Source organism: Methylophilus luteus (assembly GCF_042676265.1).
Taxonomy (GTDB): domain Bacteria; phylum Pseudomonadota; class Gammaproteobacteria; order Burkholderiales; family Methylophilaceae; genus Methylophilus; species Methylophilus luteus.
This window is the reverse complement of sequence record NZ_JBHTKB010000002.1, coordinates 143,451-169,028: the sequence shown is the minus strand read 5'-3', so window position 1 is coordinate 169,028 and position 25,578 is coordinate 143,451. Positions and strand designations below refer to the sequence as shown.

Below are 25,578 nucleotides of genomic sequence, written 5' to 3'. Positions count from 1 at the left end.
ATTCATATCATTTTTACCGAAGAAATCGTGCATATGCAAATATCAGGCTTGCCTGGCTGGTCAGCCTATTATTCCACAGCTAGTACTAACGCGCTGACTCATTATGACAGCAGCCGCTTTTCATTCTTAACCACTTCAGATCACGCTATCGATAGCAAGTACTATCTGCCTGGCCTTACACTGCAAATATAGCAAATATATTTATCGCTATCAGTATAGTACCAACATCAATGGCTTTTTGTGACCCTCATCAGCGCAGAATGTAGCTGCATCATGCGATACTGCCCTCAGCATGCCTATACAAGTTAGACTGAACTTGGTGTAAGAATCCACAGTCAACTTAAATCATCAGCCAGTAAAAAAACCAGCAATCAATCGCAGAATCACTGCCCGTTAACACAACAAATACTTACAATCGCAGGTATTTTAAGAATCCTCCCAAATCCTGACAAAACCAGTTAGACTGCGTGTTACAGCAGCTATTTCAGTTTATAAACAAAAGATTTAAGTGCTTTTAAAAAAGACACGGTGATCTATGCGCCGGCAACCGAACAACGGAGATAAAAATGAGTCAGGAATCAGCATTGCAACTCGCACAAGTGATCAAAGGCAATCAAGAGGGTTTAGTCGATGAATTGATCTTGGCCACAAAAACCAAGGCCATACGCTTTGACAAAGTGGCGGAATCAGAAATACGGCAACAGGCGGCGCAGTTGTTGAAACTGCTGGAATCCAATATCCCGAAAACAACCACATACAACCTGAATGACGGCGTGTGGGCCGAAACAAAACAGTTGCTGACCGAGTTTTCTCAATCCAGGGTCAAGCAGGGTTTCTCCCCGGCTGAAACCGCGGGCCTGATCTTCGCTTTTAAAGAGCCTATCTTTAGACTGTTGCGCAGCGTGCTGGCAGATAACCCTCAGCAATTGGCTGACGAGATGGCAACCACCACCATACTGTTTGATAACCTGGGCCTGTTTACCATAGAGGTTTACCAAAAAGCGCGCGAACAGGTCATCCTGCGTCAACAACAGGAATTACTCGAATTATCCACGCCGGTAGTGCAACTGTGGCAAAACGTGCTGGCACTGCCGCTGATAGGCACCCTGGATAGTGCCAGGACCCAGGTGGTGATGGAAAACCTGTTGCAAAAGATCGTCGAAACCGGCGCACTGATCGCCATTATCGATATCACCGGCGTGCCTACGGTAGATACCCTGGTCGCGCAACATCTGCTGAAAACCATTGCCGCTGCCCGCCTGATGGGTGCCGATTGTATTATCAGCGGTATACGTCCGCAGATCGCGCAGACCATAGTGCACCTGGGAGTGAATCTGGAAGATGTGATCACCAAAGCCACTCTGGCTGACGCTTTTGTCATCGCGCTGAAAAAGACCGGCGCTTCTTTCAGTAGTCCACTAGCGGTTTAAGGGGAAAGCATGGAACGCATTCCAATCCTGAGGATGGGCCCGCTGTTACTTGTCACCATTCAGGTCGATATGCATGACCGGCTGGCCATGACCTTGCAAGAAGATCTAACCGATCGCATTGTGAAAGACCGCGCCAAAGGCGTGCTGATCGATATTTCTGCACTGGATATCGTTGATTCATTCATAGGCCGCATGATCAGTAATACGGCCGCTATGGCCAAGATCCTGGACGCGAAAACCGTGGTGGTGGGCATGCAGCCGGCGGTTGCCATCACCCTGGTTGAACTGGGTCTGGCCCTGGAAGGCGTGATCACTGCGCTCAACGTGGAGCGTGGCATCGCCATGTTAGAACACAACACATGAGCGGCTACTCAGGTGTAAAACAACAGCGCATGGTGTTTAAATGAAAACAGCAACAGCAGACGCGATAGTGCTGCCCTTATACAGTGACGAGGACGTGGTCCGTTTAAGAAAACGGGTGCGCGAGGAATTGATAGCGCTGGGGTTCGGCATCGTCGACCAGACCAAAATGATCACCGCCGCCAGCGAGCTCGCCCGTAACACGCTGAAATACGGCAAAGGCGGCGAATGCCATTTAAGCAAAGTGGATCAATCTGCCAAAACCGGCGTTGAACTGTTATTTACAGACGATGGCCCGGGGATCGCGGATGTTGACCTGGCACTGACCGATGGCTATACCAGCGGTGGTGGCCTGGGGCTTGGTTTAAGTGGCGCAAAAAAACTTTCTGATGAGTTTCATCTGGAAACACAGCCCGGCAACGGCACACATGTCATCATTAGAAAATGGAAACTCGCATAATGAATTTTGGAACACAAAGTTGCCATAATATAGGCGAACTCAGCGAAGTTTCATCTGTGCGCAGGGCAGGCGTAGATTTAAGCCGCAAACTGGGATTCGATGATATACGTTCTGGTGAACTGGCGATCATCATCACCGAGGCGGCTACCAATATCGGCAAGCACGCCAAGTCGGGACAGATCTACCTGCGGCCGATCTCGCAGGGCGACAAGCATGGCATAGAGGTGCTGGCCGTAGATTCCGGCCCCGGTATGCACAATGTGGCGATCAACTTTGAAGACGGCAACTCCTCTACCGGCACTTCTGGCACAGGGTTAGGCGCGATCAAACGGCTGGCGCATTTTATAGACATTTACTCGGAGCAGGATAAAGGCACAGTGCTGCTGATGATCATGTGGGCAGACCCCGCTGTCATCGCGCACAATTTCTGGGAGATAGGCAATATGTGCCTGCCGCTTGCCAGTGAACCTGTGTGTGGTGACTCGTGGACTGCGGTCGCTGCCAGCAATACGCTGAGTGTGGTGGTGGCCGATGGCCTGGGTCATGGTCAGGGCGCAGCGGATGCCTCTTTGCTGGCGGTGCAGGCACTGCACGATGATCCAGAGCTGTTCCCCAACCGGCTCATGCAAAACAGCCATCAGCTGATGCGCGGCAGTCGCGGCGCAGCCGTCGCCATCGCCAAAGTGGATGTCAGCGCCAATGAGCTGCGCTATTGCGGCGTGGGTAACATTGCCGGCTGTATAGTCGCGGCAGAAAGCCGCCAGCACCTGATCAGCCATAACGGCATCGTTGGTAACAACATGCACAAGACGCAGGAGTTCTTACACAAATGGAGCGAAGATTCTATCGTCATCATGCACTCCGATGGCATAGGCACCAAATGGACCATGCAACAGTATCCGGAGCTTGAAAAACGTCACTCCGCGGTCATTGCCGCGGTGATACACCGCGATTTCACGCGTGGTCGCGATGACGCCACCATAGTGGTGTTCAAGCGCATATTAAATTAGGCTTATATGGCTATCAGATTTCTCGCCCTCAGCATAGAAAATGAATTTGATGTCCTGGCTGCCCGGCAGCGCGCCAGGGATATCGCGGCTATCTGTGGCTTAGCCCTGCAAGACCAGGCACGCGTGTCTACCTCAGTTTCCGAGCTGGCAAGAAACGTCTACAACTACGCCGGCAAAGGCCGCATAGAATATTCGATCGAAGGCACTACCGTGCCCCAGCTGTTAAAGATAGTGATCGAAGACAAAGGCCCGGGCATTCCGCATATCAAGGAAGTGCTGTCTGGTGGCTATCAATCACCTACCGGCATGGGGCTGGGGGTGATAGGCGCTAAAAGGCTGATGGACCGCTTTGACATCACCACTAACAGCGGCGGTACCACCATCACGCTGCACAAATTCCTGCCGGCGACTGCGCCCTTGCTGACCCCGACCATGGTCGGCAGCTCGATCTCGGAGCTGTCTGACCTAGCGCCGAATATCTCCTTATCCGAAGTGCAGCATCAGAACCGCGAATTACTGCGCACGCTGGATGAATTGAATGCCAGGCAAAAAGAACTGCTGTCGCTGACGCAAGAACTTGAAGATACCAACCGTGGCGTGGTGGCGCTCTATGCAGAGCTGGATGAAAAAGCCAGCCATCTGCGCCGCGCCGACGAGCTTAAATCGCGCTTTCTGTCCAATATGAGCCATGAGTTCAGGACGCCGCTCAACTCTATCCGTGCCCTGGCAAAACTGCTGCTGGACAGAATGGATGGCGACCTCACCACCGAGCAGGAGGTGCAGGTCCAGTACATACTCAAAGGAGCTGTTTCTTTAAGCGACCTGGTGAATGACCTGCTCGATATCGCCAAGATCGAAGCCGGCAAGACCGAGATCAAACCAACCACTTTTTATGTCAGCGAAATGATCAGCGCCTTGCGCGGCATGCTTAAACCATTGCTGGTATCAAACAAGCTGGCCCTTAATTTCACGCTGCCTGAACAAGATATAGAGATGTATCAGGACGAGCCTAAGATCTCGCAGATCCTGCGTAACTTCATCTCCAACTCGCTTAAATTCACCGAGGTGGGCAGCATAGATGTCAGCGTTTCTATTGCCAAAGACCAATGCGTGACTTTCTCGGTGAAAGATACCGGCCTGGGCATCGCGCCGGAATACCTGGAGCTTATTTTCGAGGAGTTCTCCCAGGTAGAGAACCATTTGCAGAAAGGCGTCAAAGGCACTGGCCTGGGCTTGCCACTGTGTAAAAACCTGGCCACCCTGCTTAAAGGCAAAGTCGCGGTCACCAGCACCCTGGGCGAGGGCTCGACCTTTTCGGTGACGGTTCCCGCCTTCTACAAAGCGATCAACCCGGTTGAAGAAGTGGTGCCGGCATCAACGGTGGCCGATGAGCGCTTGCCGGTGATGATCATTGAAGACGAAGCCTATGAGCAGTTGCTGTATGAACGCTACCTGGCAGATAGCGAGTTCAGGGTAGTACCGGCCCGCTCTTTACGCGAGGCCAATGCCTTGTGGAGCCAGGCAAGACCGGCGGCGGTGTTATTGGATATCCTGCTCAAAGGTGAAGACTCATGGCGCTGGCTGGCTGACCTGAAACAGGATGAGCAGCGTAATCAGGTGCCGGTGATCATCGCCTCCAGCGTAGAAGACGAACGTAAAGGCCTGGCCCTGGGTGCCGATGCCTATTTTCACAAACCCTTGCTCAAAGCCGACCTCCTAGCCAGTTTAAGACAATTACTGGGCGTGCAGGGCGATGACACACAGGCAGAAGACAGCACCACACTCAGGCACAAGGAGGCGCAATGATCAGGGATCACGCGCTCAGTGATTTTTTAATCCTGAATGTGGATGACACTGACGCCACCCGCTATGCCAAATCCAGGATACTGATCAAGGCCGGTTTCAGAGTGATAGAAGCCGCCAATGGTGCAGATGCGCTGAGCATGGCCAAAAGTGAGCAGCCCAACCTTGTTTTGCTGGATACCCGCTTGCCGGATATCAACGGTTTTGAGGTGTGCAGGCGCTTAAAATCTGAAACTGCCACTGACGCCATCGCCATCTTGCAGACCTCGGCCTCATTTATCACACTGGTCGACAAGATCAACGGCATTGAGTGCGGCGCGGATAATTACCTGTTTGAACCGATAGAGCCTGAAGAGTTGGTGGTGAATATCAAGGCCCTGCTCAGGCTCAGCCTGGCGGAGCAGGATGTGCGCGAGATAGACAAGCGCAAAGATATCTTTCTCGCCACGCTGGCACATGAGCTGCGCAACCCGCTAGGCCCGATCAGAAACTCCATCAAGCTGCTCAAGACCCTGAATACCAACCTGAGTGGCAAAGAGTTTGAGCTGCTGGATATCATCTCGCGCCAGACCGACCAGATGGTGAAACTGGTCGACGATCTGCTGGACGTTTCCAGGATCTCGCAGGGCAAGATATCCCTGGATATAGAAACCCTCAATGTACGCGATTTTGTAGAAGCTGCCGCAGAAAGCAGCAGCAACCTGATCACCGACCGCAGCCATCAACTCAGCATCAACATCGTTAAGCAGGCACTGTGGGTGTCGGGCGATAAAGTCCGCCTGATACAGATCATCAGCAACCTGATCAATAACGCCGCCAAATTCACGCCTTCGGGTGGCAAGATCGCCGTTAATGTGGTGAAAGAAGGTCACTGTGTGCTGATCCAGGTCTCTGATAACGGCATAGGCCTGGATGTAGAGCATCTGCAGAATATTTTTGAACTGTTCGTGCAGCATGCACATACCGAAGAACGCACCCACGAAGGCCTGGGCATAGGGCTGGCGCTGGTTAAAAACCTGACCGACCTGCACCATGGCGAGATCCGCGTCACCAGCCCCGGCAAGGATCAGGGCAGTACCTTCACGCTGGCACTCAAACTGGTGGAGCAACCGCAAGACCAGGTGCCGGCAGCAGCCACGCCATTGCTGCCACGCGAAAATGCGCGCGTGCTGGTAGTAGATGACAATGAGGATGCTGCCAACACCCTGTCGGCTTTATTACAACTGGCTGGCAATGAGGTGCGCACCGCCAATTCCGGCAAACAGGGCCTGGCCGCGGCGCAAGAGTTTCAGCCCAGTATTATTTTCCTGGACATAGGCTTGCCGGACATGACCGGCTATGAAGTCGCGCAAGCAATACGCAAAACAGAGAATATCAGTCTATGCTACCTGATCGCCCTCACCGGCTATGGTACCGAGACTGACAAACAGATGGCGCTGGATGCAGGTTTTGATCTGCATCTGACCAAGCCACTCGATTATGAAAAGATAGAATCTATCAATCTGGGGCTGTAAAACCGGGCTTCAGTACTACGAAGACTGCGCAAGCCTGTGCTTAAAAGCTTAAACCAGGTTGGATATCACGATACGCTGCTGTTCTTTGACCAGCAGTGCGCCCTCGCTGACCAGCTGTATCGCCTCCCAGTTCACAAAACTAGCATCTGCATTCATCAGTTTGGGCGCAGCGTCTACAGGCTGTATGCTCATCTCCAGCTGCCAGTCTCCCGACACTTGCTGTGCAGAAAGTGTCACTCGCGCCGGCTTTTCAGTGCTATCGATAAAGGTCAGCAGGCAGGCCGCCAGAATATGCCTGAGCCTGCTGGCCCTGACCAGCGCCTGCGCTGTGATGGTGTTATCAAACACCACGTTGCTGGTATAAATATCCATTTTAAGCAGATCCAGGCACTCTTCCACTATGCTGTTCAAGGGCTGCAAGCTTTGATCGTCAGGGTTGAGCCAGCTGAATAGATCCACGGTGGCGTTGGTAGCGGCACTCAATGAATCCTTGAGCTCCTGCAGACGTTTTAACAAAAAGCCGGATTCGGTCTGGCCAGCCTGTATCTTTTTACCCATCAGCTGCGATAGCAAGGCGATGGGTTGCATGCGTCCCAGCATGCGGTGACGGAAACCGGGCGCCAGGCGTTTGATGATCTCGAACCTGAGGGCGACGGCGCTGGCTGGATCAGAGTTGACTGTCATTGTTCACCCATCAGCCCAGCACTATGCCTATCAGCAGGATAGTGCCGACAAATATGACCAGCATCATCAACACAGACGCAACCACCACGCCCGCTGAAATAGCCATGGTGGTGATGGTGCTTAATTTTTCTTTATTGAGTTGTCTTTTTGCCATGCCTAACCTGTGGTTTAACTTTCGCTACATATCTGTTCTACTTAATCCATGATGCGTCAAACCGGCATGATGGTGTAGTGCTTCCAGGCTGAGTTTGCTGTAAGAATCTACACACTAAGTGATTGATTCATTTGATATTCACCGGAAATCTCAGAAAAAAATCCCCACCGGAGTGGGGAAAAAAGATTGGGGGTCTCAGGGAACAACAGAAGCGCTCTAAGCCAGACACTTCTGTTATTGCTATCTTCTCAAGTGGCATGACTTTTCAATATAGTGAAAGCGCTGATTCCGCAGTAGGCGCTATCTGACACAAGCAGTTAGCGCCGGCTACAGCTTACTGAGCGGAATAGACCACATCTACGCGCCTGTCGTGCTGGAAGCAATCCTCCTCGGCGCAATTCTGCTTGGCGCGCTCTTCACCATAGCTCACCGTTTCAATCTGCTGGTCGTTCACGCCCTCGAGATTGAGCGCTTTTTTCACTGCCACCGCACGGCGCTGGCCCAGAGCCAGGTTGTATTCATGGCTGCCACGTTCATCGGTGTTGCCTTGCACCACCACTTTGGTTTGCGGATGTGCCACCAGGTATTTCGCATGATGGGTGATCAGGCCACGGTATTCATCACGGATGGCATCACTATCGTAATCAAAGAAGATCTGGCGTTTTGCCAGTTCAGCTGCACTCAGCTCATCCTTACTGGAATCAACATCTACCGTTTTAATGGTGATCTTGTTAGGCGCGGCAGGCGTATCAGCACTGCGCTCATCCTGCGCGGCCGGCATGGGGCGCGTTACGCTGGAACCCTCATTCACCGCAGGGTTCATGGGTGTGCTTTTACAAGCGGATAACAGCAATACCAGAGCAGCAACTTTCCACAAATGATGGTTCATGTTTTTTTCCTTGAAATATAGTGTTATCAGATCAGCCTACACATATGTACATCCACCACCATTAAGTAGGTTCGGCAGAAGAATTCATAAAGTCTGCGCTATATAAAGCATCTGAAAAATGCGCCGCTTCATCAATGGCTGACTTTAATTGCTTGTGTGGCTGGGGATGCAGAGTCGGCAGCGGCTCGCTAGCCGGCGCAGGCCACGCGTTTGCAGACAGGTCATTACCGGTCAGGCTGGTGGAGACCCAGGCGCGGTCACTGGGGATATTCCAGCTGGTCTCATTAGACAGATAGGAAGACACCAGTAGAAACAGCGCTGCGGCGACAACGCCTACAGTCACACTGGCTAAAGAAATACCATTGCTGACTTCGTTTGCAACATATTCACTAGAACTCTGGGCATGACTCATGACAAAATCTCCTGCTAGCCTTGCGGTTAAGCGACAGTACTTCAGCCGGCATCATGCGCCGCCGGTGAGCACCAGGATAATCAAAATCAGCAACACCAGGCCGAGGCCGCCGCTTGGGTAATAGCCCCATTTAGCGCTATGTGGCCAGGTAGGCAAGGCGCCTATCAGAGCGAGAATTAACAGCACGATCAAAATGGTATGCAGCATGAACTTCTCCTAAACCTTACCTAACAATATTGAAAATCGAGGGGCAAGCTCATTGTTGCAAGCAAGTCTTGTCACTCAATGTCTGTAGGCTCAATCATGCAGGCTTTGTCAGAAACGCTGTATACCGTTTCAGCTGAATTTAACGTAGGAATCTTCGGACAAGAAAACAGACACCATCAGGCGCTAGAGATGGAAGATTTCGGATGAACGGCAGCCTGTACAGGCCTCGTTCAGAGGGGGAAGTTAAATAAAATTTTTCCTACAAACGCCAGGCACAGAACCTGCATCAGATTGCTGCAAGAGATTGGCTATTTAAGCTGAAGATCCAGATTGGAAAGCGCGGCTTCCAATGCCTCCAGCGCGATCGGTTTGGTGAGGTGGATATCAAAACCTGCCTGCTGCGACATGGCGATATCTTTTTGCTGGCCATAGCCGGTGAGCGCGATCATAAAGGGAGCCTGGCGTGCGTTGTTTCTGATGAGAGTGGCCAGTTCATAGCCGCTCATGCCTGGCAATCCGATATCGAGGATGACGATATCGGGGTCAAATTCAGGCAGCATCACCAGTGCATCGTCAGGATGGGTCGCGGTGGCAGTGATATAGCCTATCAGTTGCAAGTATTCAGCCAGGGTTTGCACAGCATCGACATTGTCATCGACCAGCAGTATCTTCCTGGTCGATACCGTGTGGGCAGCTTTCTCAGCGATGGTCGCCGCCGGGGCTGTATCCTGCGCCATAGGCAGCAGCACTGAGAATTTGGCGCCATGGCCTTCCACACTTTCTACCTGCACCCTGCCCTTATGCAACTCGACCAAGCTTTTCACCACCGACAAGCCTATGCCCAGGCCGCCTTGCGACCTTTCCAGAGTTTGCCTGCCCTGCTCGAACATATTGAATATATTGGGCAGCAACTCAGCCGGAATGCCCGGCCCCTGATCCTGGATAGTGATCTCTATCATGTTGCCGCTGGGCATGGCGCTGACGGAGATCTGCCCGCCCTCGTCCATGAATTTGGCGGCATTATTCAACAGGTTGCTGAAGATCTGAATCAGGCGATAAGCATCGCCACGCACAAAATGCGTATGCCCGGCCGACAAGCTTTTGCTGAAATGATGCCGTTTTTCGTTCAACAGCGGCGTACAGTTTTCTATGGCCCTGGCCAGCACATCATTAAGGTCCACCAGCTCATTTTTCAGGGTGGTCTTACCGGCGGTGATACGCGAGATATCCAGCAGATCATCCACCAGCTGGGCCAGGTGCTTGGCTTGGCGGTCTATGATATGCAGCTCGTTAGGCAGGTCGCCCTGGTTTTTGAGTTTCAGGACATCCAGGGACATCATGATAGGCGCCAATGGGTTGCGCAGTTCATGGCCAAGTATGGCCATGAACTCATCTTTAGCGCTTGGCTCTTTCGGTTTCCTGCTGCGCCCTGGCGGTCAGTATGCCGGTGCCAGCCAGCGTGATCGCCGCGCGGATAAATGCCAGATCAGTCAGTGTAGGGAAATCAGGTTTTTCCGAGCCGAACCAGATGGTGTCGGCGGTGGGGCCATAACCCAGCCTGAGCTTGATCAGCTGCAGCTGCTTGCCGCGCAGCACAACCGGGTAAGGCTTTGCTTCCTGCATGGGCAGCTGTTTGAAATCATTGAGGCTAGTCTGCCAGGCGGCCAGCTGCTCGTCTGCTTCCATCTGGCGATCCCACATCAGCGAGGCATGACTTGAGTTTGGCTCTAGCTGCACTTCTGAATAAATAAAGCGTATCGGCAGCGTGCGCTCTATCGCTTCAAACGTGAGCCTGAGAATAGCCTTGCCACTGCGCCCTACCCATAAGCCGGGTAGCGCGAGCAAGCCCATCATATTACGCAAGGTATCAGATAACTGTGAAGGGATCACCCGCTCATCAGGTGCTGGCGGGTTGACCAGTTTAAGGTAACTGACCTTGTTCTCATCCATCATGAGTAGGCCGCACGGGCGTTTAACTCTTCCAGCATTTGCGAAGCCGGTGTGTAGAAAGGGTTTTCCTGCACCACACCATTGACCAGCGTCAGCGGGTGCGTGCGCAACAAATCCATCATCATGGAGCCTGACAATTTGGCAATATCGTAAACACAGACTGCAGGTTGCTTGTTGACGATAAGGAACTCGTTCACTTCAGCCTCGTAGGAGAGTATGCCTCTGAAATCCATCTCTTCAAGAAATACCCAGTCCATATCGCCAACCACTCGCAGGCGTGGAAACCCGGCATCTATGGCAGCATTACGCGCCTCGACCAGCTGAGCCAGCATATTCTTGCGCTCAAAGCTACTACCCTCAAGATATGACTGATGCCAGGTCATGACTTCTAACTGGCCGGTTTTTTCCAGTTCTGGCACATTGATGCCATAGCTGCTCAAACGGGATCTGTGGTCTTGTTCATTGAGCGGGTTGACCAGATGCAGCGTCTTCTCGCCTTGTCCGTGTGCTTCGGCATAAAACGGCAGCAATACATCGTATTCATCGGCCTTGCTGTTAAAAAAGGCACAGACATGAAAGTGATCTGTCAGGGGTGTACCCGCTAATGTAAAACTGCTCATGATGTGACCCCATGGTGTAGTTGGCAGAAGTTGTGGGAATTTATGCTTTTTCTGACCAATTAGCAAGCTACATGTGGGCAGGCATAGGCCTAATAACATCTTGATACTAAATATAAAGATGGCAGCTTATTGAGCAGTTAGGCAATAGGGACTGCGCACAGCAAAACGCCAGCGGCCCAAGCTTAGTGCTTATCTGCTAGGCTGGCGTAAACCTTCATTCGGCCCTGGATTTCAGGTTTTGCAGCAGGGAGTATTTTTCTCTGTCTATCTCATCCTGCGTCCTGATACCCATGCGCCGTAACACCGGCAATGGCGGACACCAGCCCTGCACACCATGTTGCAGTAAGAAAGGCAGCACCACTGCTGGCAAGGCCAGCCATTTCTTACTCACGGTCAGGCCTAATACCAAGCCGGTCAGCGCCAGGGTAGAAGCATTCACTTCCAGCACGCGTTCTACATCCCATTCTTTTTCTAAAGCCAGGATACGTTTCTTGACTTCCCACGCTGGCCTGGTGGAGTAATACTGGATATTACGGTTAGTGACCAGATCGATATGGATATTGATGTCTGCCGCGGTGGAGTTTCTGACCCGGTCAAACTGGTTGGTATTTCTCACTTGATAATTCACGTCCATGATCTATTCCTCGAATGTCTGATTTAGCGGATTACTGACTTGGCGATTGGCAAACAGGGCGGATGGTCAAACAGGCCCTAACTCCCTGCGGCATGTCTGATATTGAGACCCAGCTTCATATTTGCCGGGATAGCCTTGTCTATCATCTTGGGCGGTGGCAGGTCCAGCGCATCCATCATGTGGATAAACTCTGCGCGGCTTTTGCCGGCCAGACGTTTGTTGGTGCGTTTTTCATGACCTATGGTCGAGCTGGTATTGCCATCATAGTCATGACATGGGTAGACCAGGGTCTCATCCGGGTAGCTGAACAGTCGTTGCGTGATGCTGTCGTAAAGTGTGCCGGCATCGCCGTTCTGGAAATCGGTACGGCCGCAGCCATTGATCAACAGGCTATCACCAGTGAATAATTTGCCATTCCAGTAATAAGACATGGCACCCGCAGTATGCCCAGGAGTATGTAGTGCCTGTATGACCTGCTGCCGACCAAACGTCAAAGACTGGCCATCAGCCAGCTGGATCTCAGCCGCCGTTATCTTGCAATGCACAGGCGTGGCCGCCCTGGCACCGGTCAAAGAGCATAATGCTCCTGCTGAAGTAATATGATCGGCATGTGCATGTGTTTCCAGCACCAGCCTGAGCTTTAAATCGTGCTCGGCCAACAGTGCCATATATTGATTTAAATGCTGGTCTACCGGGTCTATGATGACAGCTTCTTTGCTGTCGGCATCGGTGAGTAGATAAGTATAAGTGCTGGAGTCATCATCAAAAAACTGATAAAGGTCCTTCATTGTTGTTCCCCACATTTTTACTGATAGCCCTGCTGTGCCTGAGCGGGGTTTTACTTTAGCCACAACCAGCGTTTTCTGATTCTTACGTATTAAACCGGCATTTTGAGCGCAGATGCATTACAAAAGCTGCACATTAAGCGCATCATGGCCTGGCATCAGCCAATGCCCCGGCGGTGTCAGTCGCGGGAGCTAGCTCTGCGTTTGCAGCAAACTGGACTTCATCGCTCTGAGTACTGGACAAAAACGGCGATTCGCCAGCACCCACGTCGTCGAACAAAGGACCGAGCACGATATCAATGGCAACCAAACCGATCAGCATAGCCACCAGCACAGGCAGTATTTTCAACACTGACCAGGCAATGACATTGATCACAGAATTCACTGTACCCCCAACTTCTTTAACTGCATCTCCAACTTCCTTAACAGCACCTGCAAGCTCACTGATCACAGCGGGATATGACATGATGAGATCCTCTCCAATCAAACTTACTGCATAAGGTGAACCAACTGGCAACTGTCAATGCTAAGCAAACCAGAAGGGGGTGCATGACTAGTTTGGACAGCGCTGAGATCAGACTGGTTCTAAACTGGCCATGCTGGTTTTTACTTTAATTTGTGGTGGCTGGTGGGGCAGATTCATACTCAGTCGGCTGCACCGGATTGCCTTTGGTGGTACCTGCTTTTTCATCTTTATTATTCAACACTTTGTTTTTCTTTTTCTTGAACTGCGGGTCAGCAGAGCCTTTATCTGTACGTGCATTCTGCTGTTTCACCTGCGGAGTATCGGAATTGCCGAGGTTGCTAGCATCATTAGGCACACCGTTCTGGTTGACGTCAGTCGGGCCCTTATCGGTGTAGCGTTGCTGTCTTTCCACTTGTGGCGAATTTGAAGTGCCTAATTTGGCACCATCATCTTTGCTCTCAGCGGCATAGCTGGAAATCGATACTGTAGAAACGAGTAATGCAATCAGAAGTTTATTCATGCTTATATCCTTTAAAATTGGGCTACCTTATAAAAGTGAGCATAAGTGACTAAAAGTCAGTTCTTTTAAGCTTGAGTCATTAGATAATGATTTCGCCAACGCATCTATCAGTTGGCCGCCCATTCCCATGTAGGAAGTTGCTGACTTATGCTGACGCAGCCAAGCAAAAAGAAGCCAGGGCTCAGCTGTGAATGCCTGATGGCAAGCACTGCAGCCTGGCATTCTCCAGGCCGCTCTAAAGGCCTAAGTGGCGGTTGCTGATATCGCGGTTCGGCCGGTCTGGTTCAGGCAGATCAGGATCCGGTAGCGGATCTATGTTTGATCGCTGATCTATGTTTGATCGCTGATCTATATCCTCATCCACCTCAACATCTTCACCAGGATCTATCTCATCATCATGACCGGGGAAACCAACCGGGTCTATCACTGCCGGATTGATAATATCGGGGTCTATAGGGTCCGGATTGCTGGGGTCGGGAAATGTCACTTCTACTTCTGTCACGGCTGAATTGCCATGCTGATTTAAAGCCATTGCCATCTCCTTTGCTTATGTAATGCTGGTAATTTGTCTGATTAAAAATCGCGTATAACCAGATTAAAGACATTGCACAGGCAAGGTTATCGGCAAAAGACTGATAAGCACGTAAGAATCCTGCCCGCGCTTGCACCAAAGCAAGCGGGGCTGATTATTTGTGAAACGAATCTGACACTAAAATCAGTGATGTGCGAGTATCACACTCAGCAGATAAAAATTACATTGGTGTAAATCATAAAGTTGTGTGAACCTGGATAATTCAAGCCGGGTCTACAGGTACAAGCCCGCTTTCCTGCGCACGAATAATGCAGCATGGGTAATGAAGCAACTTGCGGTGACGTCGTTACGCTTCCACTTTGTACTAAACCAGCAGCGCCTGTGTGACCAAGGCACTGTCAGGCAGTTATTTTCGATCAACCTTACACCAAAGGATCAAGCAATGAGTATCGATAGACTATCTGCTGATGATTTAATCAGCCCCGGCCGTGCCGATCAGGCACTGGTAACCAACGAATCCATATTGAACAATGCCCTGAAAAACAATCAGTTTGCGCTGTTTTACCAACCGCAGATCAATTTGCCCACCGGCGAAGTGGTGGGGTTTGAGGGTCTGTTGCGCTGGCGGCACCCGGAGTATGGCGTCAAGCTGCCGGACGCCTTTATCGCCACCGCCGAACAAACCGGACAGATCGCAGAACTCACGCAACTGGTGATAGACACCGGTTTTAAATTCATAGAAAAACTGCAGCCGCAGCTGTCTTTTTCCCTCAACGTTTCATCCCTGTGCATACGCGACGACCATCTGCTGCATACGCTGGATAGCTGCTGCAATGAGTTTCATATAGACCCGCACCGGGTAGTGCTGGAATTCACCGAGAAAGCCACCCTGGAAAACCCGCAACAGGCTGAAGATATCCTCGGCCAACTAAAAACCAATGGCTTCCGCCTGGGTATAGATGATGCAGGCACTGGTTATGCGGATATGCCGGACTTGGGCAAAATGCATTTTTCCGAGCTCAAGATAGATAAGTCGCTGGTCACGACGATGGAGACTTCATCCAAATCGCGCAAATCTATCATTTCGACCATTGCCCTGGCCGAGAGCCTGGGCATAGCCACCATAGCCGAAGGCATAGAAAATAATCTGGAAGCGATAGGATTGCGCGAGTTGGGCTGTCAATTTGGCCAGGGCTACTACTTTGCCCGGCCTATGGATGAAGCAGATACTTTAAGATGGCTGGAAAACTGGAATAAACGCCCCAGCCTGCTGACCTGAGTAAGACCAAACCAGGCCAGCTGGGCATGCTAGTGGCTAGCGCTTGTTTTTGCGCGCCAGCATATCCACGTAGGAATCTTCTAGCATTTGTTGCGGCGAAACGCCCAGATCTGCCATCAGCAGTGTAGCCTCGGCGATGGCGTTTTCCGGGCTTTCGTCTTCTTCGAGCACCACTTCCAGTTCTAAAAACTCGCCCAGGTTGTCGACGCGGTCTAGATGTATGCGGGTGCGGCCACACATGATCAGCGTGCGCTGTTTGATCACGCGGCCTATCACGCCCTGGCCTGCGCTCAACACATCCCTGAGCGTATTCGGCTCACTGGTAGGTGTGACCAGATAAAACGACTCTTTGGGGCCGGATTGGTGGGCGCGCCGGTAAAAAATCAGCTCCCCCCTGGCTTGATCGAACATGCGCAATTTCAAGCGGCCATTGTTACACTGGAAAAAAGTATCGTCCTGGAAAATCTCTACAGGCGTTGAAGTCGCCTGTGCAAGTGCTTTGGGAAGAATAGAACTGATGCTCTCTATATTTGCTTTTATTTCTATATTGCGTGCCACTTGTTGTTACCAGAGTTGTGATGAATTGCCTGCGAGTATAGCAAAAACCATAGCTATAAATATGTCAAAAGCTGAGACAGCACCGGACTAATTCGTCGCGGTGCTGCCAGGTTTATTTTTGGGTGAAATCCAGGTTTATTTTTGAGTGAAATAAAGTTCACGCCAGCCAACTTAAAAGCGGTAATGCCAGTACACACTCACCACTTCTACCCCCGGGTTGACACTATCCAGATTGGCATTAGACAAATGGCTGACTGCCAGACCCAGGCTGTTGTTAGGGTTTAGGTCTTTAGCCAGTTCGAGCTGGGTCCTGAACTCCACCGGATAGCCCAGATCGAGGTCACTGCTGCCGCGGCTGTAATAGCCCACGCCCAGACCAGGTTTCAGGTGCCAGCTATCGGCAAACTGCCAGTCATACAGCAGGCCACCGCCCAGCCATATGCTGCCATCAGTGGTGGCTTGTACACCTAACCACGGTTTAAGGTCATCCAACCAGACTGAGGTATCGTATTCGTAATCGACTCGAAAATCGGTAGCGGAATTGGAACCATCTATATCATAGCTACCTATGGCAAAGCCCAGCGTATCGGCGTGAGCATTCACAGCAGTGGCCGCAGCCAGCGCGAGTATAAGCGTGATTTTTTTCATTTTTTAGCATGCCATAGTAGTGAATTGTTGTTTAACAGCGAATATACCCTTGATCTTGTGGCTGATGGCCAGATCATCCAGCGAGACTATGCCCACCAGGTGATAGCCACGGTCCAGCACCAGCAACCTGCGCAACTGGTGTTCGGTCATAAAATTGATGGCATGTTCGGTAGACTGGTCAGAAAACACATACTTGGCTTCAAATGCCATAAAGTGCTCTATGCTGTTTTCTTCAAGTGACAGGCCGTTGGCCAAAGCCTTGACTGCGATATCACGCACGCTGAGTGTGCCCAGCAGTCGATTGTCTTCACAGATAGGCAGGACGTCATAATCATGTTGTTCCATGATCTGCGCTGCATATTTAAGCGACTCTCCTGGTGGAGCAGTCACAACATTGGTGGTCATTACCTGGTTGATGATCATGTGCACCCCTTTAAGCTCAAGCAATCATTGATAGGCATAAAGACGGCGGCCCGTTAAGAGCCACCGTATCGCTGATCAGCAGGCCGGGAAACCTTTTACAGGTTCGACAACTGCTATCAACGCTGCCAGATTAATGAAATTGCATGTCAGCGTTTATCAGAATTGCGCTGCAAATGTTGTAGGATTTGTCGGACTCAACGCTATCCCCAGGAAAATGCGGCAGGCAATAAAAAACCAGGCAGCTAGCCTGGTTGGTTTGAATCTGTCGGCATTTCAGCAACTGAGACCGCTGACCATCAAGCGCCAGTGTCTAAGTCAGTGCTGGTGCCGCCCGCTTATTTATGCGGGATCAGACTGTCATCCGGAATCTTGCCGGGTTCGATCTCTGGCTCAATGGCAGGGTCAGTCTGCGGGTCTACGCCTGGAATGTTGCCGGGTGTTATTTCGGGAGCCGTATGAGGCTCGATTTCAGGAATTGTCGGCGGGCTGCCGGAGTTACCGTCATTGCTTCTATTCGGGTTGAGGTCATCGCCAGTCTGCTCGTTCCGGCCGGTGCCAGCTTGTCCTTCGATCAGGCCATTTGGGTCTGTAGCCATACTTATCTCCTATGCTAAACATTGTTCACGTGAATGACGGCATATTGCCTGTGAGATGCATGATAGGGATAAGTACAGGCTGGCATCATCAGCATACGGCTGAAAGCCGTGTAAGAATTTCGCCTGACCGGGCCAGGTCAGCGCGTGTAAGAACTTTGCAAAACAGCCTCTGTCACTATATTTAAGACATATTAGTTAAGACACTTTAACCACTGCCGCGTCTGCAAGCCTGCTCTTGCTGACAGCATCTGACAGACAAAACTGCCTTTTATCGGTAATATACTAGCCAAATATTTTCTGGCATGACCAAAAAATTGCAAGCCATTGATTAAATTAAGAAATAAAACAAATATCCATCAATAATTACTACAATAAATATTAGACTATCTTATGAGCAAACATCCTGAAAAGCCTTCGCATTCGCAAGGTTCTACCATAGAAGTCACCGAATATCATAACGACGCGATCGCCGAGCATAAAGACGATATCTTTTTTGCGGCGATAGAAAGCACGCGTATGCCCATGCTGGTGACCGACCCCAGGCAGCCGGATAATCCTATCGTGTTTGCCAATAAGGCTTTTATTTCCATGAGTGGTTACACCGCGGATGAGATCATAGGCCATAACTGTCGTTTTCTACAGGGCCCGGACACCGACCCGCATACCGTGACCTCCATACGTGAAGCGATCGCTTCGCGCACCGAGATCACCACTGAGATACTGAACTACCGCAAGGATGGTTCTTCGTTCTGGAACGCCTTGTTCATTTCACCGGTATACAACAAGCAAAAAGAACTGGTGTATTACTTTGCCTCGCAGCTGGACGTGAGCAGACGCCGTGATGCCGAAGACGCGTTGACGCAAGCGCAAAAAATGGAAGCGCTGGGCCAGCTGACCGGCGGCATCTCGCACGACTTCAATAACTTTCTGCAAGTGATGTCTGGGCATGTGGATATCCTCAACCTGAAGATCAGCAGGCAACAAGCCGATGACGCCACTATACTGCGCGGCCTGGACAGCATACGCAGCGCGGTGAACAAAGCCTCTGCACTGACCCAGCAATTGCTGGCCTTTGCCCGCAAGCAACGGCTGGATGGGCGTATCGTCAACCTGAATAACGTGGCGCAGGGCATCAGCGACCTGGTGCTGAAAACGCTGGGGCACGAGATATCGCTGCAGCGCGAGCTTGAGCCGGAACTGCATAACTGCCAGCTCGACCCTACCCAGCTTGAAGCCTGCCTGATCAATGTACTGGTCAATGCGCGCGACGCCATGCCTAAAGGCGGCAAGGTCACGCTGATCACAGAAAATGTCGTGGTCACGCCGCAGGACATCAGCGCTTATGCCGGCCTGCCACCAGGGCGCTATGTTTCGATCGCCATCACCGATACCGGCACCGGCATCCCGCCGGAAATCCTCAATCGCGTCATGGACCCTTTCTTCACCACCAAGGAAGAAGGCAAAGGCACCGGCCTGGGTCTTTCCATGGTCTATGGCTTTGCCAAACAATCCGGCGGCACCGCCACCATCTATTCAGAACTCGGGATAGGCACCACGGTGCGCATGTATTTCAAAGCGACTGACCAGACGCGTCACCCCGATCTGCTTGCCGGCAAGAACCCGCAAGACCGTGGCGGCAAAGAAACCGTACTGGTGGTGGATGACAGACCGGAAGTCTCGGAACTGGCGATGGAAATGCTGCTGACCCTGGGTTATGAAGTGATCATCTCCAATAGCGCCAGCGAAGCCATCAACACCACCAAAAAACTGATAGCGAAAAACCAGCCGCCACAACTGCTGTTCTCTGACATCATCATGCCTGGCGGCATTAACGGTATCCTGCTGGCGCGCGAGTTGCGCAAACTGATCCCCAACCTGCCGATATTGCTGACCACCGGTTATGCCGGATCGCCAGACAAGGAACAGGACCAGGGCGTGGAATTTGAAGTGCTGACCAAGCCCTACAAAATGACAGACCTGGCCAAAAAAGTGCGGGCAGTGCTGGAAGGCCCTACCGTATTACAGAAACGCGGCAAATAAGCAGTGCCATTGCTGCAAGACGTAGCCGCGTTATGCGAACATCGTTTTAAAGTCTATGGCCAGCATGCTGGCCATAGCGGCGATGAATATCATGGCCCGCACTGTTTTACGCCGGTTCAGTGCTGTGCACAGTAATACTCTGGTCAAAGGCAGCAAGCCCATGCTGCCTGCCAGCCACACCCTGACTACCCCGGCGCCGTTAGCGCGACGAAAATCATCCAGCGCACTTAGCCAGCTTTCGTCACTGCGTTTGCACCTTATTACACCCCCAAGTAGCAACAACAACCTTGTATTGCAGTGCCACAAAGCGGTATCGCTATGCTCAGACGCCTGCCCCGCTTGACCATGCCATAAAACCGTTTCTGCTATAGCAGCGCGCCTTTCAAGCGCGCAATACAGACCTTAGTTTTGAGCCACGCCTGTTCAGGTATCACAATAAACACAAAAAATTCGCCTGAGTCGACAGGCATAGCCATCTAAAATATCGCATAATAACCACACCTACCGCCACAGGAAGCATACTCAACCTAGATTAACCATACACCCAAACAAACCGCCCCCTCTTTAAAAGTTTATGAGAACAGGATTGGATTTTGACCAAAATAACAAAAGGAAACGTCATCAAGAACCTGGAATTCGATCCGCATGCGCTGGCCTGCGAAGAGTTGCGTCATGTCTACAGAGGTAAAAGCAGCAACCAGCTGATCGTGTTGTTCAGCGGCTTTATTGCTGCGGCCATGCTGGCCTGGGATATAGGCATTGTTTATGGCTGCGCGTGGTATGCCTGGTTGCTGGTGGCCCATGCCTGGCACTGGTGGCTGGGGCGTCTGGATTTTGTTTCTGCCAATATCAGCGCCGAACTGGCGCGCATCAACCGCCATGTCATGGCCGCGGCCTTTGCCGGCCTGGGCTGGGGTGCGCTCGCCATCGCACTACCCTTGTTGAGCCGGCCCAGCAAAGCCGCCATTCTTATCATCATGCTGATAGGTGTGATCGTTGCGCTGCCACGGCTGGTGGTGTTCCTGCCTATCTTTTTTGCCTTCGCTGCCGGTGTGTATGTGCCTTTGCTGCTGGCTACGCCTTTCCTCGATTTTGAGACTTTGCATATGGTCATGGTGATGCTGGTGGCGGTGGGCGCCACCTTGTGGGCATCGGCCAGCGAGATACGCAAGATCCTGATCGATGTCTTGCTGAAACAAGTGGCATCAGAGCAGGCATCGTGGGAAGACAAACTGACTGGCATAGGTAACCGGCGCAGCTTTGATACCAACTTTGCCAATCAATGGGCACAGGCATCGCGGGCTAAAGTGCCGCTGTCACTGATGATGGTGGATGTGGATTTTTTCAAGAAATTCAATGACAACTATGGTCACCAGGCCGGGGATGAGTGCTTGCGGCAAGTAGCACAGGCACTGGACGGTTGCGCGCGTCGCGCTGGCGATTCAGTCACCCGTTATGGCGGCGAGGAGTTTGCGGTGGTGCTGTTTCACACCTCGCTGAACGAGGCGCAAAACATCAGCGAGAAGATGCTCAATGCGGTACGCAAACTGGCTATGCCGCACGCACAGTCCCCGCATGAAGTCGTCACTATCTCTATGGGCATCGCTACCATTCTGCCTACCATGCATGACGACATGCAGCATTTTGTCGAGCAAGCCGACAAATGCCTTTATCGTGCCAAAGAGAACGGTCGCAACCGCGCCGAATGGCAGGTAGTGGCTAACGTAAAGTAACAATCCCTTTAAATTTATCCCTGGCTTACCCAAAAAAAGACTGTCATTGTCACAATTTGTCAGCTTTTAGACAAAATGTGTGAATTAGCGATAGCAAATGTTGCCTTGTATGTTTGTTAAAAATCAAACAAACCCTATTGAATTCATATAGTTACACCTTATTTCACCTAGATTAACATTCATGGCACGCAAGTTGCTAATTGTATTGAGAGCAATATATGCTCGGTAGAAAAGAGTAACAAGGTGTCGCTTTCCTAGGGATGCACTTTGACTTACCACTGAAAGTACCTCTCGAGTACTGACTCTTTTCAATGTGTCATGGATTGGGGGTATTTAACGTACCTCGCTTATTAATTCTCGGGGATTCCAGATGTTAAATTCTATCAAAACAGCTTTTGTAAACTTCATTTCTGACGAAGAAGGTGCCAGTGCCATTGAGTATGCATTGATTGCAGCCATGGTCGCCATTGCCCTGATCAGCTTTGTCACGCCTATCAATGATGCAATTACAGATATCTTCGATCGAATCACCACAGCGCTGACTATTTAAGCGCCTGAGTCATCGCCAGCCGTAGTGGCGATCAACGACAAGATGCATAGCATGACTATTGCAGAAATGATTGTAATTGCCTGGTGCCTGGGTGTGACCCTGGCAGATATGCGCGCCAGGCGCATCCCCAATCTGATGAGCCTGGGGATGTGCCTGATCGCCATAGTCTGCTTGCTGGTCACCGGCCATACGCTGCTCAATGCCAGCATGCATTCTGCGTTGCTGGCTGCCGCCATCGCCTTGCTGTTGACCCTGCCCGCTTATGCAGCACGTCTGCTGGGTGCTGGCGATGTCAAATTATTGCTGGCGATCGCCCTGGTCAGCGGCAGTGACTTCACGCTGTTTGCCTTTGTGATCGCCGCCGTGCTGACCGTGATTGCTGCGGCAATTTATTTATCGCTGACCCGCTTGCGCACACCGCCCACCACCCGCACCAGATGGCTGCCGTTTGGCGCCGCTCTGAGTGTGGGATTGCTGCTGGCAATGGGAGTGAGCAGATGATGAACACCCTGCGCAAAGCCAGCCGTCTGCAGCCAGAAAAAGGCGCAGTAGCCATAGAGTTCATGCTGCTGTTCATGCTGTTTTTTGCGCTGTTTTACGCCATGGTCAACTATGCCATGGTGATGTTGATGCAATCGGCTTTTGCCCATGCGGCAGAAGAAGGTGCACGCGCCGCCATTGCCGTAGACAGACTGGCATTTGCCAATAACCTGGCTTACCTCAGCAGCGGCGTAGACCCCAAGGTGCGCAGTGTGGTGGGTGATACGCTGAACTGGTTACCGGCAAAATCCAGGGACAAAGTGCTGGGCGCGGGTAACAGCCGGGTGCAGCTGAGCATGAGTGGCAACCAACTCACCGTCAGCGTGGTGTACAGCGACTATGCTGCTGACCCGCTGATCCCTATGCTGACTTTACCCATCATAGGCCAGATTCCCCGAGTGCCTGCCGACCTGGCAGGCAAAGCAGTGATAGAACTTTAAGTTTAAATTCAAGTTTAAGTTTAACTAGAGGATTAGGCATAGTGAACAGTACATTTTTGCGTGTATTGGCAATATTGATGGTGATCGCTGCGATGGTGACAGCTTTCGTCGGCTATAAGCTGAGCCAGAAAAAACCGGCCGCCAGCCTGGCGGTGGTAGTGCCGACCTATACCCAGGTGATAGCGAAAAAAACGCTAGCGGCAGGCCATGTGCTGGTCAGCGAAGATCTGGAGACAGCCACTGGCCCCCAGTTTAACCAGCATGGGTTCAGCAACCCGCAGGCGCTGCTGGGCAAAACCACGGCTGCGCCTATCCTCAAAGGTGCGCCATTCAATGCCGCACATTTTCCTGTTATCAGTGAGCTGGGCCAGTCACTGGCAGCCCATGAGCGTGCCGTCGCCATCAAGGTCAACGAAGTGGTCGGCGTAGGCGGATTCATCAAGCCTGGCGACCATGTCGATGTTTTGCTGTATCTGCACCAGGACCGCGAAACCGGCGAGATCAGTTCGGCCCAGGTAGTGCTCAGCAATGTGAAAGTGCTGGCCTACGGTGCAGTCACCGCCGCCAGCGAATCTGGCCAGGCCGAGTCACTGACACCGGCCACGCCTGGCAAACTGGGCAGTAGCAGCAGATCCGAAAAAAGCGGCAAAGACAGTCGTTCTGCCATCCTGGCGGTACCCGCAGCAGAGATGGCAAAACTGATGCTGGCAGATAGCACAGGCAGTTTGCGCCTGGCTTTGCGCGGCGAGGCATTGCCTGATAGCAGCAACGCGGTGGCGGATAACCAGTTTATCCGCCTGGCTGATGTTTCCCAGGCTGCTGCGTCGCGGCAAGCGGCACCATCAGCCACAGTGGCAACCAGCCAGGTGACGGTAAAAAAACCGGCTGCACCTGCCAGGCCTAAACAAGAGCGCGTGATCGTGCACCGCGGCGAAAACACAGAGGTCATCCATGTGGCCAGGTAATCATGCAAAGCAAAGGTTGATCATGTCAGCGTTTAAATACATCTGCTCTGTGCTGTTTGGCAGCCTGTGTTGCCTGGCCCTGCTTGCGCAGGCAGAACAGACAGATGCCTTGCAACTTTCCATAGGCGACCAGCAGGTCTATGTGCATGCCAGACCGGTCAAACGAGTGGCGGTAGGCAACCCGGAGATGCTGAGCATCAGCATGCTGACTTCGCGCAATATCCTCATCACCGGCAAACAGGCCGGCGTGACCGAGATCGCCATCTGGGAAAGCGAAAAAGCCGCAGCACCGGCCAAACAGCTTAAAGTCGCGGTCAGTGTGAGCACCGACCTGGAAAAGCAGCGTTTGCAGTTCTCCAGATCGATTAAAGTACAACCCGCCGGCCACCAGGTGGCGATCTCCGGCGAAGTGGATTCGCTGGAAGAACACGCATTGGCCACGCAGGCGATAGACCCCAAACCTGCCCCTATCGATGCCACCGTCAACAGCTTCAGCAACCAGGTGCAGATCGATATCAAGGTGGTAGAAGTCAGCCGGCAGAACATGATGCGGGCCGGGTTCTTCCTCGGTAAAAACAGCAGCAATTCCACTCTGGCCATAGGCTCCCCCGGCAACCTCAGCGGTGTACGCAACGAGGGCAATGGCTTTACCCTGGAAAGCGCCTCCGGGTTTTTCCCGGCTTCCAGCGCTTTCAACTTTGTGGCGGGCAATGCCGGCCGCGGCTTGCTGGGCACCCTGAGTATCCTGGAACAGAACGGCTTTGCCTACACGCTGGCTGAGCCCAGCCTGACTGCACTTTCCGGCCAGAGTGCCAGTTTCCTGGCCGGTGGTGAATATCCGGTGCCTATCCGTGCCGGCGCCGGTGGCGATAGCACGGTGACCATACGTTATAAAGAATATGGCGTGCGCCTGATGCTGACGCCAACGGTGCTGGATAGCAACCGTATCTATCTGAAAGTGTCGCCCGAGGTCAGCGAAATAGACTTTACCAACGCGGTGCAGAGCGGCGGGGTTTCCGTGCCTGGCCTGCGCGTGCGCAGAACCGATACCAGTGTCTCGCTGGGTGATGGCGAGAGTTTTGTCATCAGCGGGCTGGTCAGCCGTAACACGCTGCAAAATGTGGACAAGATCCCTGGCCTGGGTAACTTGCCCATCATAGGCGCGTTTTTCCGCTCTACCCGCTTTGACCGTGAGGATAAAGAATTACTGATGATAGTCACCCCGCACCTGGTGCGGCCCATCGCCAAAGACGCCGCATTGCCGGCCATGCCGGGCGGCAACCTGCGTAACTACAACCCCAGTTTCAGTGACCTGTTCTTCCAAAAAGGGCCCAAGCCGGATACCGGCATCCCTGCCACCGGTTTTTCGAGGTAAG

General features: G+C 52.1%; 32 protein-coding genes. 14 read left to right on the top strand and 18 right to left on the bottom strand.

Annotated elements, in window-relative coordinates; genetic code table 11:
* Window positions 1-566: 566 nt before the first annotated feature.
* From ACFQ1Z_RS10370 to ACFQ1Z_RS10345, 6 genes are read left to right on the top strand one after another with little or no spacing between them, the layout of a single operon-like run.
* A complete protein-coding gene (locus tag ACFQ1Z_RS10370; protein WP_379057459.1) occupies window positions 567-1,430 on the top strand; it encodes an STAS domain-containing protein in 864 nt (287 codons plus the stop codon).
* A 9-nt stretch (window positions 1,431-1,439) separates the two neighbouring features.
* Window positions 1,440-1,793, top strand: coding sequence for an STAS domain-containing protein (locus ACFQ1Z_RS10365; RefSeq protein WP_379057458.1), 354 nt, complete (start codon window positions 1,440-1,442; stop codon window positions 1,791-1,793).
* Window positions 1,794-1,833: 40 nt separating this feature from the next.
* Window positions 1,834-2,250, top strand: coding sequence for an anti-sigma regulatory factor (locus ACFQ1Z_RS10360; protein WP_379057457.1), 417 nt, complete (start codon window positions 1,834-1,836; stop codon window positions 2,248-2,250).
* Complete coding sequence (locus tag ACFQ1Z_RS10355; RefSeq protein ID WP_379057456.1) at window positions 2,250-3,260, top strand: ATP-binding SpoIIE family protein phosphatase; 1,011 nt, start codon at window positions 2,250-2,252, stop codon at window positions 3,258-3,260. Before ACFQ1Z_RS10360 ends, ACFQ1Z_RS10355 begins: the two co-directional genes overlap by 1 nt.
* Window positions 3,261-3,266: 6 nt before the next feature.
* Entirely contained in the window at window positions 3,267-5,066 is a 1,800-nt protein-coding gene (locus ACFQ1Z_RS10350) for an ATP-binding protein (protein ID WP_379057455.1), read from the top strand.
* Window positions 5,063-6,577: an ATP-binding response regulator gene (locus ACFQ1Z_RS10345; RefSeq protein ID WP_379057454.1), complete on the top strand. Its 1,515-nt coding sequence runs from the start codon at window positions 5,063-5,065 to the stop codon at window positions 6,575-6,577. The genes ACFQ1Z_RS10350 and ACFQ1Z_RS10345 overlap by 4 nt, the downstream gene beginning before the upstream one ends.
* Window positions 6,578-6,625: 48 nt before the next feature.
* On the opposite strand, the gene ACFQ1Z_RS10340 is transcribed toward ACFQ1Z_RS10345, so the two are convergent.
* From ACFQ1Z_RS10340 to ACFQ1Z_RS10280, 13 genes are all read right to left on the bottom strand, one after another.
* Window positions 6,626-7,261 (bottom strand): hypothetical protein, encoded by a 636-nt coding sequence (locus tag ACFQ1Z_RS10340; RefSeq protein WP_379057453.1) that lies wholly within the window; start codon window positions 7,259-7,261, stop codon window positions 6,626-6,628.
* A 10-nt stretch (window positions 7,262-7,271) separates the two neighbouring features.
* Window positions 7,272-7,415, bottom strand: a complete 144-nt coding sequence (locus ACFQ1Z_RS10335) for a hypothetical protein (RefSeq protein WP_379057452.1) — start codon at window positions 7,413-7,415, stop codon at window positions 7,272-7,274.
* A 334-nt stretch (window positions 7,416-7,749) separates the two neighbouring features.
* Window positions 7,750-8,304: a peptidoglycan-associated lipoprotein Pal gene (pal, locus tag ACFQ1Z_RS10330; protein WP_379057450.1), complete on the bottom strand. Its 555-nt coding sequence runs from the start codon at window positions 8,302-8,304 to the stop codon at window positions 7,750-7,752.
* 61 nt (window positions 8,305-8,365) lie between these two features.
* The gene (locus ACFQ1Z_RS10325) at window positions 8,366-8,716 is read right to left on the bottom strand and encodes a hypothetical protein (RefSeq protein ID WP_379057448.1); all 351 of its coding nucleotides are present in this window, start codon (window positions 8,714-8,716) and stop codon (window positions 8,366-8,368) included.
* Window positions 8,717-8,767: 51 nt separating this feature from the next.
* Window positions 8,768-8,923 (bottom strand): DUF3309 family protein, encoded by a 156-nt coding sequence (locus tag ACFQ1Z_RS10320; RefSeq protein ID WP_379057446.1) that lies wholly within the window; start codon window positions 8,921-8,923, stop codon window positions 8,768-8,770.
* A gap of 308 nt (window positions 8,924-9,231) precedes the next feature.
* The gene (locus ACFQ1Z_RS10315; RefSeq protein WP_379057444.1) at window positions 9,232-10,308 is read right to left on the bottom strand and encodes a hybrid sensor histidine kinase/response regulator; all 1,077 of its coding nucleotides are present in this window, start codon (window positions 10,306-10,308) and stop codon (window positions 9,232-9,234) included.
* 10 nt (window positions 10,309-10,318) lie between these two features.
* Window positions 10,319-10,876, bottom strand: a complete 558-nt coding sequence (locus tag ACFQ1Z_RS10310; RefSeq protein ID WP_379057443.1) for a hypothetical protein — start codon at window positions 10,874-10,876, stop codon at window positions 10,319-10,321.
* Window positions 10,873-11,493 (bottom strand): MEDS domain-containing protein, encoded by a 621-nt coding sequence (locus tag ACFQ1Z_RS10305; RefSeq protein WP_379057442.1) that lies wholly within the window; start codon window positions 11,491-11,493, stop codon window positions 10,873-10,875. Before ACFQ1Z_RS10305 ends, ACFQ1Z_RS10310 begins: the two co-directional genes overlap by 4 nt.
* A 214-nt stretch (window positions 11,494-11,707) precedes the next feature.
* Window positions 11,708-12,127, bottom strand: coding sequence for a hypothetical protein (locus ACFQ1Z_RS10300; RefSeq protein ID WP_379057441.1), 420 nt, complete (start codon window positions 12,125-12,127; stop codon window positions 11,708-11,710).
* A 77-nt stretch (window positions 12,128-12,204) separates the two neighbouring features.
* Window positions 12,205-12,915, bottom strand: a complete 711-nt coding sequence (locus ACFQ1Z_RS10295) for an MBL fold metallo-hydrolase (protein ID WP_379057439.1) — start codon at window positions 12,913-12,915, stop codon at window positions 12,205-12,207.
* Window positions 12,916-13,057: 142 nt separating this feature from the next.
* Window positions 13,058-13,378, bottom strand: coding sequence for a hypothetical protein (locus ACFQ1Z_RS10290; protein WP_379057438.1), 321 nt, complete (start codon window positions 13,376-13,378; stop codon window positions 13,058-13,060).
* A 145-nt stretch (window positions 13,379-13,523) separates the two neighbouring features.
* Entirely contained in the window at window positions 13,524-13,898 is a 375-nt protein-coding gene (locus tag ACFQ1Z_RS10285) for a hypothetical protein (RefSeq protein ID WP_379057436.1), read from the bottom strand.
* A gap of 235 nt (window positions 13,899-14,133) precedes the next feature.
* A complete protein-coding gene (locus ACFQ1Z_RS10280; RefSeq protein WP_379057435.1) occupies window positions 14,134-14,430 on the bottom strand; it encodes a hypothetical protein in 297 nt (98 codons plus the stop codon).
* A gap of 442 nt (window positions 14,431-14,872) precedes the next feature.
* Between ACFQ1Z_RS10280 and ACFQ1Z_RS10275 the strand changes: the two genes are divergently transcribed.
* Window positions 14,873-15,709 carry an EAL domain-containing protein gene (locus ACFQ1Z_RS10275; RefSeq protein ID WP_379057434.1) on the top strand — a complete coding sequence of 279 codons (837 nt, stop codon included), beginning with the start codon at window positions 14,873-14,875 and terminating at the stop codon, window positions 15,707-15,709.
* A gap of 36 nt (window positions 15,710-15,745) precedes the next feature.
* On the opposite strand, the gene ACFQ1Z_RS10270 is transcribed toward ACFQ1Z_RS10275, so the two are convergent.
* From ACFQ1Z_RS10270 to ACFQ1Z_RS10255, 4 genes are all read right to left on the bottom strand, one after another.
* On the bottom strand, window positions 15,746-16,267 hold the full coding sequence (locus ACFQ1Z_RS10270) for a class IV adenylate cyclase (protein WP_379057432.1): 522 nt from the start codon (window positions 16,265-16,267) through the stop codon (window positions 15,746-15,748).
* A 171-nt stretch (window positions 16,268-16,438) separates the two neighbouring features.
* A complete protein-coding gene (locus tag ACFQ1Z_RS10265) occupies window positions 16,439-16,915 on the bottom strand; it encodes an acyloxyacyl hydrolase (RefSeq protein WP_379057430.1) in 477 nt (158 codons plus the stop codon).
* Window positions 16,916-16,918: 3 nt separating this feature from the next.
* Window positions 16,919-17,338 carry a CBS domain-containing protein gene (locus ACFQ1Z_RS10260; protein ID WP_379057428.1) on the bottom strand — a complete coding sequence of 140 codons (420 nt, stop codon included), beginning with the start codon at window positions 17,336-17,338 and terminating at the stop codon, window positions 16,919-16,921.
* A 335-nt stretch (window positions 17,339-17,673) separates the two neighbouring features.
* Complete coding sequence (locus ACFQ1Z_RS10255; protein ID WP_379057426.1) at window positions 17,674-17,934, bottom strand: hypothetical protein; 261 nt, start codon at window positions 17,932-17,934, stop codon at window positions 17,674-17,676.
* 390 nt (window positions 17,935-18,324) lie between these two features.
* Here ACFQ1Z_RS10255 and ACFQ1Z_RS10250 point away from each other — a divergent pair, with 390 nt between their 5' ends.
* Window positions 18,325-19,974, top strand: coding sequence for a histidine kinase famiy protein (locus ACFQ1Z_RS10250; protein WP_379057425.1), 1,650 nt, complete (start codon window positions 18,325-18,327; stop codon window positions 19,972-19,974).
* Between the two features lie 30 nt (window positions 19,975-20,004).
* Here ACFQ1Z_RS10250 and ACFQ1Z_RS10245 read toward each other — a convergent pair whose 3' ends face one another.
* Complete coding sequence (locus ACFQ1Z_RS10245) at window positions 20,005-20,256, bottom strand: hypothetical protein (RefSeq protein WP_379057423.1); 252 nt, start codon at window positions 20,254-20,256, stop codon at window positions 20,005-20,007.
* A 311-nt stretch (window positions 20,257-20,567) separates the two neighbouring features.
* On the opposite strand from ACFQ1Z_RS10245, the gene ACFQ1Z_RS10240 reads away from it, so the two are divergent.
* From ACFQ1Z_RS10240 to ACFQ1Z_RS10215, 6 genes are all read left to right on the top strand, one after another.
* The gene (locus ACFQ1Z_RS10240; protein WP_379057422.1) at window positions 20,568-21,707 is read left to right on the top strand and encodes a GGDEF domain-containing protein; all 1,140 of its coding nucleotides are present in this window, start codon (window positions 20,568-20,570) and stop codon (window positions 21,705-21,707) included.
* 370 nt (window positions 21,708-22,077) lie between these two features.
* Window positions 22,078-22,257, top strand: coding sequence for a Flp family type IVb pilin (locus tag ACFQ1Z_RS10235; RefSeq protein ID WP_379057421.1), 180 nt, complete (start codon window positions 22,078-22,080; stop codon window positions 22,255-22,257).
* A gap of 51 nt (window positions 22,258-22,308) precedes the next feature.
* Window positions 22,309-22,758: a prepilin peptidase gene (locus tag ACFQ1Z_RS10230; RefSeq protein ID WP_379057420.1), complete on the top strand. Its 450-nt coding sequence runs from the start codon at window positions 22,309-22,311 to the stop codon at window positions 22,756-22,758.
* Window positions 22,755-23,237 carry a TadE/TadG family type IV pilus assembly protein gene (locus ACFQ1Z_RS10225; protein WP_379057418.1) on the top strand — a complete coding sequence of 161 codons (483 nt, stop codon included), beginning with the start codon at window positions 22,755-22,757 and terminating at the stop codon, window positions 23,235-23,237. Before ACFQ1Z_RS10230 ends, ACFQ1Z_RS10225 begins: the two co-directional genes overlap by 4 nt.
* A gap of 41 nt (window positions 23,238-23,278) precedes the next feature.
* Window positions 23,279-24,202, top strand: a complete 924-nt coding sequence (cpaB, locus tag ACFQ1Z_RS10220) for a Flp pilus assembly protein CpaB (RefSeq protein WP_379057417.1) — start codon at window positions 23,279-23,281, stop codon at window positions 24,200-24,202.
* A 22-nt stretch (window positions 24,203-24,224) separates the two neighbouring features.
* The gene (locus tag ACFQ1Z_RS10215; protein WP_379057415.1) at window positions 24,225-25,577 is read left to right on the top strand and encodes a type II and III secretion system protein family protein; all 1,353 of its coding nucleotides are present in this window, start codon (window positions 24,225-24,227) and stop codon (window positions 25,575-25,577) included.
* Window position 25,578: the final 1 nt, after the last annotated feature.

Coding starts and splice junctions, on each gene's coding strand:
- ACFQ1Z_RS10340 (WP_379057453.1), bottom strand. CDS start 7,261: ATGACAGTCAACTCTGATCCAGCCAGCGCCGTCGCCCTCAGGTTCGAG.
- ACFQ1Z_RS10345 (WP_379057454.1), top strand. CDS start 5,063: ATGATCAGGGATCACGCGCTCAGTGATTTTTTAATCCTGAATGTGGAT.
- ACFQ1Z_RS10290 (WP_379057438.1), bottom strand. CDS start 13,378: ATGTCATATCCCGCTGTGATCAGTGAGCTTGCAGGTGCTGTTAAGGAA.
- ACFQ1Z_RS10275 (WP_379057434.1), top strand. CDS start 14,873: ATGAGTATCGATAGACTATCTGCTGATGATTTAATCAGCCCCGGCCGT.
- ACFQ1Z_RS10215 (WP_379057415.1), top strand. CDS start 24,225: ATGTCAGCGTTTAAATACATCTGCTCTGTGCTGTTTGGCAGCCTGTGT.
- ACFQ1Z_RS10325 (WP_379057448.1), bottom strand. CDS start 8,716: ATGAGTCATGCCCAGAGTTCTAGTGAATATGTTGCAAACGAAGTCAGC.
- ACFQ1Z_RS10350 (WP_379057455.1), top strand. CDS start 3,267: ATGGCTATCAGATTTCTCGCCCTCAGCATAGAAAATGAATTTGATGTC.
- ACFQ1Z_RS10335 (WP_379057452.1), bottom strand. CDS start 7,415: ATGGCAAAAAGACAACTCAATAAAGAAAAATTAAGCACCATCACCACC.
- ACFQ1Z_RS10320 (WP_379057446.1), bottom strand. CDS start 8,923: ATGCTGCATACCATTTTGATCGTGCTGTTAATTCTCGCTCTGATAGGC.
- ACFQ1Z_RS10230 (WP_379057420.1), top strand. CDS start 22,309: ATGACTATTGCAGAAATGATTGTAATTGCCTGGTGCCTGGGTGTGACC.
- ACFQ1Z_RS10360 (WP_379057457.1), top strand. CDS start 1,834: ATGAAAACAGCAACAGCAGACGCGATAGTGCTGCCCTTATACAGTGAC.
- ACFQ1Z_RS10370 (WP_379057459.1), top strand. CDS start 567: ATGAGTCAGGAATCAGCATTGCAACTCGCACAAGTGATCAAAGGCAAT.
- ACFQ1Z_RS10265 (WP_379057430.1), bottom strand. CDS start 16,915: ATGAAAAAAATCACGCTTATACTCGCGCTGGCTGCGGCCACTGCTGTG.
- ACFQ1Z_RS10235 (WP_379057421.1), top strand. CDS start 22,078: ATGTTAAATTCTATCAAAACAGCTTTTGTAAACTTCATTTCTGACGAA.
- ACFQ1Z_RS10315 (WP_379057444.1), bottom strand. CDS start 10,308: ATGGCCATACTTGGCCATGAACTGCGCAACCCATTGGCGCCTATCATG.
- ACFQ1Z_RS10365 (WP_379057458.1), top strand. CDS start 1,440: ATGGAACGCATTCCAATCCTGAGGATGGGCCCGCTGTTACTTGTCACC.
- ACFQ1Z_RS10280 (WP_379057435.1), bottom strand. CDS start 14,430: ATGGCTTTAAATCAGCATGGCAATTCAGCCGTGACAGAAGTAGAAGTG.
- ACFQ1Z_RS10300 (WP_379057441.1), bottom strand. CDS start 12,127: ATGGACGTGAATTATCAAGTGAGAAATACCAACCAGTTTGACCGGGTC.
- pal (WP_379057450.1), bottom strand. CDS start 8,304: ATGAACCATCATTTGTGGAAAGTTGCTGCTCTGGTATTGCTGTTATCC.
- ACFQ1Z_RS10250 (WP_379057425.1), top strand. CDS start 18,325: ATGAGCAAACATCCTGAAAAGCCTTCGCATTCGCAAGGTTCTACCATA.
- ACFQ1Z_RS10285 (WP_379057436.1), bottom strand. CDS start 13,898: ATGAATAAACTTCTGATTGCATTACTCGTTTCTACAGTATCGATTTCC.
- ACFQ1Z_RS10255 (WP_379057426.1), bottom strand. CDS start 17,934: ATGGCTACAGACCCAAATGGCCTGATCGAAGGACAAGCTGGCACCGGC.
- ACFQ1Z_RS10260 (WP_379057428.1), bottom strand. CDS start 17,338: ATGATCATCAACCAGGTAATGACCACCAATGTTGTGACTGCTCCACCA.
- ACFQ1Z_RS10305 (WP_379057442.1), bottom strand. CDS start 11,493: ATGAGCAGTTTTACATTAGCGGGTACACCCCTGACAGATCACTTTCAT.
- ACFQ1Z_RS10295 (WP_379057439.1), bottom strand. CDS start 12,915: ATGAAGGACCTTTATCAGTTTTTTGATGATGACTCCAGCACTTATACT.
- ACFQ1Z_RS10225 (WP_379057418.1), top strand. CDS start 22,755: ATGATGAACACCCTGCGCAAAGCCAGCCGTCTGCAGCCAGAAAAAGGC.
- ACFQ1Z_RS10310 (WP_379057443.1), bottom strand. CDS start 10,876: ATGATGGATGAGAACAAGGTCAGTTACCTTAAACTGGTCAACCCGCCA.
- ACFQ1Z_RS10355 (WP_379057456.1), top strand. CDS start 2,250: ATGAATTTTGGAACACAAAGTTGCCATAATATAGGCGAACTCAGCGAA.